General features: G+C 52.5%; 1 protein-coding gene and 1 pseudogene. One reads left to right on the top strand and one right to left on the bottom strand.

The features are described from left to right. Positions 1 to 234: pseudogene (locus NKI41_RS33075) on the top strand (hypothetical protein); the annotation flags it as partial. A gap of 32 nt (positions 235 to 266) precedes the next feature. Here NKI41_RS33075 and NKI41_RS33070 read toward each other — a convergent pair. Then, positions 267 to 1031 (bottom strand): glycosyltransferase family 2 protein, encoded by a 765-nt coding sequence (locus NKI41_RS33070; RefSeq protein WP_352687250.1) that lies wholly within the window; start codon positions 1029 to 1031, stop codon positions 267 to 269. Between the last annotated feature and the right edge of the window lie 191 nt (positions 1032 to 1222).

Genomic DNA, 1222 nt, shown 5'->3' with positions numbered 1-1222 from the left:
ATCACCCGTTGCTCAACCCGCGCCATACGGCGTAAAACCCGCCGAGGCTCTAACTGCAGCCGGATCAAAATTCAGTGGCAGGTCACTTGCGCCACGAATGACATCGAGCACCGAACGACCAAGGAGATCCTCAAAGGCCTCACATCCTATGAATTCATCTGCAAGGTTTGGTCCGCACAGCCCGAAGGCTTCAAGCTTAATCCGCTCCAGCAAATGCCGGGACCAAACATCTAGGCACGTCAGTTGTGCCGGTGGGTTCTTTGTGCCTATTGGGGAATTATATCATGCGGTACAATGAATTGTTTCAGTTTGCTGGTATTTTTTTGTATCAGCACGCCAAGTCCTCCCACGCCGTTGCGTCTGATTGCACTGTAGTCCTCAAGGCTCTTGCGTATGACGCGTCCTATTGAGCGATTGCTCTCGCCGCCGACACGCATTTTCACCATTACTTCAGGAATATAGCAGAGGCTGATCTTCCCAAAATTCAGCCACCGCAATATCGCGTCGTAATCAGCCGCGATCTGGTAACTCGTGTCATAGCACCCCAAGCGCTCGAACACGCTTCGCCGTAGATAAAGGGTCGGATGGGGGGGCATCCAGCCCCGACCAAGTAAGCGGGGCTCATATGGGCCGGATCGCCAGTACCGAATTAGCTGGTTTGGATCGGAGGCGGAAACATATTGTAGATCTCCGTACACCCCATCAATCTTATTGTCTTCAAATGCGAGCGCTACTTTGCCCAGGATGTTGTCAGACGCAAAGAGGTCGTCGGAATGCATCACCCCAATTACATCTCCGGAGGCGCGGGCAATCCCTCTATTTAGTGCATCGTAAATTCCAGCGTCACGAACACTAACAACATAGGTCAGAGAATTCGCGAGCGATTCTACTATTTCCAGGGTGCCGTCGGTCGAGCCGCCATCTTGTATAAGGTGCTCCACGTTCCTGTAATTCTGGGCTTGCACACTGCGTATCGCCTCTCCAATTGTTCCTTGTCGGTTATAAACAGCTGTCACAATGGATATCTTCATCGCTGGTGGTCTTCTCCGCAGTTGTCGGTTCTGTGTTGCCCGATTTTGCATCGCGCGGCAAGCGGACAGCCGATCCATTAATGGTTGGCGAAGACGGGAACTGGTACCTAGTGGATGGAATCTAACCCTTGGTGCCCACGGTTGACGGCAGCGATGATTTTGTCGGGGTCGGCGGTCCAAGTGAAAGGTTT

The sequence above is a fragment of the Mesorhizobium sp. M0601 genome, assembly GCF_040320845.1.
GTDB lineage: Bacteria > Pseudomonadota > Alphaproteobacteria > Rhizobiales > Rhizobiaceae > Mesorhizobium.
This window is presented reverse-complemented; position numbering and strand designations above follow the sequence as displayed.